The sequence below is a fragment of the Pseudonocardia sp. TRM90224 genome (assembly GCF_021245725.1).
Classification (GTDB): domain Bacteria; phylum Actinomycetota; class Actinomycetes; order Mycobacteriales; family Pseudonocardiaceae; genus Pseudonocardia.
The window spans coordinates 1-4,186 of record NZ_JAJGSX010000096.1; the positions used below are offsets into that span (position 1 = coordinate 1).

Annotated in this window: 3 protein-coding genes; 1 reads left to right on the plus strand and 2 read right to left on the minus strand. The window is 74.1% G+C overall.

The genetic code is table 11. The features are described from left to right. Positions 1-110: 110 nt before the first annotated feature. Together LL648_RS43520 and LL648_RS43525 are read right to left on the minus strand one after the other, a co-directional pair. Positions 111-1,031: a hypothetical protein gene (locus LL648_RS43520; protein ID WP_232668852.1), complete on the minus strand. Its 921-nt coding sequence runs from the start codon at positions 1,029-1,031 to the stop codon at positions 111-113. Between the two features lie 54 nt (positions 1,032-1,085). Next, positions 1,086-2,327, minus strand: coding sequence for an APC family permease (locus tag LL648_RS43525; RefSeq protein ID WP_232668853.1), 1,242 nt, complete (start codon positions 2,325-2,327; stop codon positions 1,086-1,088). Positions 2,328-2,452: 125 nt separating this feature from the next. On the opposite strand from LL648_RS43525, the gene LL648_RS43530 reads away from it, so the two are divergent. Beyond that, positions 2,453-3,934 (plus strand): leucyl aminopeptidase, encoded by a 1,482-nt coding sequence (locus LL648_RS43530; RefSeq protein WP_232668854.1) that lies wholly within the window; start codon positions 2,453-2,455, stop codon positions 3,932-3,934. Positions 3,935-4,186: the final 252 nt, after the last annotated feature.

The window sequence follows — 4,186 nt, forward strand, 5'->3', positions numbered from 1 at the left end:
GTTCCGCACGCGAGGGCAGGAAAGCCACTTTCCTGCCCTGTGAGGGCCGGAAAGTGGCTTTCCTGCCCTCCCCCAGCCTCGCGGTGCTGGGGCTGCACGGCGGTCGCGTCCTAGCGGCGGCAACCCCCGGACCCGACGGCAGCCAGCCCCTCCAGGTCGCCCGGGCCGAACTCGACGGCGTCGCTGCTGCCGTTCATGACCTCCCAGCCCTCCTCGACGTGGTCGAGCCCGACGACGTGCCCCAGCTCGTGCATAACCACGCCCCGGGCGGCGGCATCGCCGTCCGGGTGGGTCACCGCCTCGGCGAACCACTCGCTGTCGAGCGCGACCTGGCCGGAGACGTAGTACTCGGATATCGGCCCCGCCGGCGCGTACGGGATCGGGCCGGCGATACCGGCGACGTCCGCGCTGAGCAGCGGGTACTCCTTCTCGGTCGCCCAGCCGACGAGCACTGGTGCCCAGCGGTCGCCGTACCGATGCGGCTGGAGCGGCTCCCGCGACTCGATGAGAGGCTCGGACGTGACGCCGTCCTCGGTGAACGCGAGACCGGTCGCCTTCTCGACCTCCTTCACGGCGTCGCGGACGATCTCGAGGCCGCCGTCCGGCATGCCGGCCGGGTTGACGACGTAGTGGATCGGGCGGCACGGGTCGAACCCGACGGCGCTGCCGTCCGGTCGCGTCGCCAGGAACGCGTGCGCGCCGGTGACCCCGGGGATGACGGCCGGCAGGATGCGCGAATCGGAGGCGTCGGCCGGCAGCACGAGGGACGTCGACTCCGCCGGCACCGGCTCGGCGGGCTCCGGAGCCGGCCGCAGCGCGCTCAGCACCAGGAACACCGCGACGACGGTGAGCGCGACGCCGACCGTCGCGTCGAGCCGGAACCGGCGCTTCGGCCGCGGCGGCCGGGCCGAGGGCAGGGCCGACAGCGGCGCCCCGAGCCCCTGCGCCTCGTCGAGCCGGTCCAGCTCCGCCAACGCCTTGGCCATCCTGCGATATCGACGCCGCGCCTGCAGCCTGCGCACCACACCCACGAGACCCCCCTCGATCAGGGGAAATCATCGCCGAACGCCCCTGGCAGGGCTCGCCTAACCCGAACGGAGCAGCGTGCAAGCGCTCCAGACGACCAGCAGCGCGGCCGCCGTGACCAGTACCTGCGCGAACGGGAGCAGCAGCGCGAGCCCGAGGCACAGCACGAGCCCCGCGGCCGCCGTCCACGCCGGCCAGCGCCGCAACTCCGCCGGGAGCCGCAGCGCGGCTGCGTTGACCACGGCGTAGTAGACGAGCACCGAGCACGCCGAGAGCGCGATCGCGGCAGCCGGTCCGGCGAACGTCGAGATGAGGATCGCGACCACGCCCCCGGCGAGGTCGGCACGCCACGGTGTGCCACGCGGCCCGATCGCGGCCAGGCAGGCCGGCAGGTCGCCGCGCTCGGCCATCGCCAGCGCCGTCCTGCTGACCCCGACCAGCACCGAGAGCAGCGCCGAGCCCGCGGCCACCGCCGCGCCGACCCGCACCAGCACGCCGAACGCCGGCGCCTGGCTCGCGTCGACCAGCGCGACCAGCGGCGACGGCTCCATGGCCAGCCGGTCGCTGCCGAGCCCGACGAGCAGCGCCGCAGCGACTAGCAGGTACACCGCGAGCGCCACCCCGAGCGCCAGCATGATCGCCCTGCGCAGCACGCGCCCGGGGTCGCGCACCTCGCCGGCGAGCGTCGCGATCCGCGCGTAGCCGGCGAAGGCGAAGAAGACCAGCCCGGCACCGCTGAGGACCCCGAGCACCCCGCCGCTCTGCGCGACGATCTCGGGCGGCGCGACGGCGGCCGCCGGCGCCTCCTCGGCGCCGCCCGCGCTGAGGACACCGACGAGCGATGCGACCACCAGCACCACTAGCGTGCCGCCGACCAGGGCGTACGCGCTCGTCGCCGTCCAGCGGACCCCGGCGATGTTCAGCGCGGTCACGACGGCGACGACAAGAACCGCCACCGGTAACGGCTGCGACGGCAGCACGTACGCGCCGAAGACGCCCGCAGCCGCGGCGGCCGACGCCGACTTGCCCACCAGGAACGCCACGCCCGCGAGCCGCCCCGCCCCGGCGGAGATCCGCTCGGTGCCGTAGACGTAACCGCCGCCGCTCTCGGGGTGCGCCACGGCGAGGTCGGCCGACGACGCCGCGTTGCAGGCCGCGACGGCCGCCGCGAGCACGACCGACAGGAGCAGCCACGGGCCTGCCGCGGCGGCCGCCGGCGCCCAAACGGCGAACACCCCGGTGCCGAGCATCGCGGCAAGACCCAGGACGGCCGCGTCGGCCGTACCGAGTCGGCGTTGCATGCTCGAAGACACGCCGACCACCCAAGCACCCCGACCGCCCGCGATGACCGCTCGCCGGTGTCATTAGCATCTCGAAGCGGTCTCGTCGCGTGCTCGGCGTGATCTCATCGTCGAGAGGATGTGCTGTGGCCACCGCGCTGAACATCGGAAACGCCTCACCCGCGACGGCGGAAGCCGACGCCGTGGTGATCGGTGTGATCTCTGGGGGCGACGCGGGCCCGCGGCTCGCCGCAGGCGCCGAGGAGGTCGACAAGGCGTTCGGCGGCGAGCTCGCCGCGCTGCTCGCGACAGCGGGCGCGACCGGCAAGGCCGACGAGGTCGTCAAGGTGCTGACCCGTGGCGCGATCACCGCGCCGCTGCTGGTCGCCGTCGGGCTCGGGAAGGACGAGCCCGGTGCCGAGCAGGTGCGCAAGGCGTCGGGGGCGGCGGCTCGCGCGCTCACCGGTGTCGGGCACGCCGTCTCGACGCTGAGCCTGATCGACCTGGCCGCGGCGGCCGAAGGCACGCTGCTCGGCGCGTACACGTTCACCGAGTACCGCACCAACGGCAGCGGCGGCCGCGGTCCCGTCGGCACGGTCGACCTCGTGAGCGGCGCCGACGGCGCTGCCGACACCCTGCGCACCGCGGTGGCCGTCGCCGACGCCGTCCGCACCGCGCGCGACCTGATCAACACCCCGCCCAACGACCTCTACCCCGAGACGTTCGCCGCGCGGGCCCGCGAGCTCGCCGAGGCCGCTGGCGTCGAGGTGGAGGTGCTCGACGACGCCGCGCTCGCCGAGGGCGGGTTCGGCGGGGTGCTCGGCGTCGGGCAGGGCTCCTCGCGGAAGCCCCGGCTCGTGCGGCTGTCGTACGCGGGCGGGAGCGCGCCGCGGGCGAAGGTGGCACTGGTCGGCAAGGGCATCACGTTCGACACCGGCGGCATCTCGATCAAGCCCGCGGCGAACATGGACCAGATGACGTCGGACATGTCCGGCGCCGCCGCCGTGATCGCGACGACCGTGCTGGCCGCCCGCCTGCAGCTGCCCGTCGCGGTGACGGCGACCGTCCCGATGGCGGAGAACATGCCATCGGCCACCGCCTACCGGCCCGGCGACGTGCTGCGCATGTACGGCGGACGCACCGTCGAGGTGCTCAACACCGACGCCGAGGGCCGGCTGATCCTGGCCGACGCGATCGTCCGCGCCGTCGAGGACACCCCCGACTACCTCGTCGAGACCTCGACGCTGACCGGCGCGCAGCAGGTCGCGCTCGGGCTGCGCACCGCGGGCGTGATGGGCAGCGAGGACTTCCGCGAGCGCGTCGCCGCCACCGGCCGCGCCGTCGGCGAGGACGCCTGGGCGATGCCGTTCCCCGACCACATGCGCGGCGAGCTCGACTCCCGCGTCGCCGACATCGCCAACGTCACCGGCGCCCGCTGGGGCGGCATGCTCGTGGCGGGGACGTTCCTGCGCGAGTTCGTGCCGGACGGCCTGCCCTGGGCGCACATCGACATCGCCGGGCCGTCGTTCCACAGCGGGAGCCCCTACGGCTACACCGTCAAGGGCGGCACCGGGACGCCGGTGCGGACGCTGCACGCGCTGCTGGCGGACATCGCGGAGAACGGCTAGCCCGACGGCGGCCGCTGGGGTCAGGAAAGCCACTTTCATGCAACGTGGTTGCAGCAAAAGTGGCCGTCAGGTGGATCGCCGCAGCCACCGCGGTGGACCGGCACCCCGGGATCCAGCGCGAACGGCACTTTCAGGCCAACCTATCGTTCGAAAGTGCCGTTCGCGCAGCTCACCCCCCGGGGTTGGGGAGGGCAGGAAAGCCACTTTCCTGCCCTGTGAGGGCCGGAAAGTGGCTTTCCTGCCCTCGCGTGC

Bases quoted from the DNA above. Each gene is read 5' to 3' on its own strand.
- LL648_RS43525 (WP_232668853.1), bottom strand. From the start codon at position 2,327: ATGCAACGCCGACTCGGTACGGCCGACGCGGCCGTCCTGGGTCTTGCC.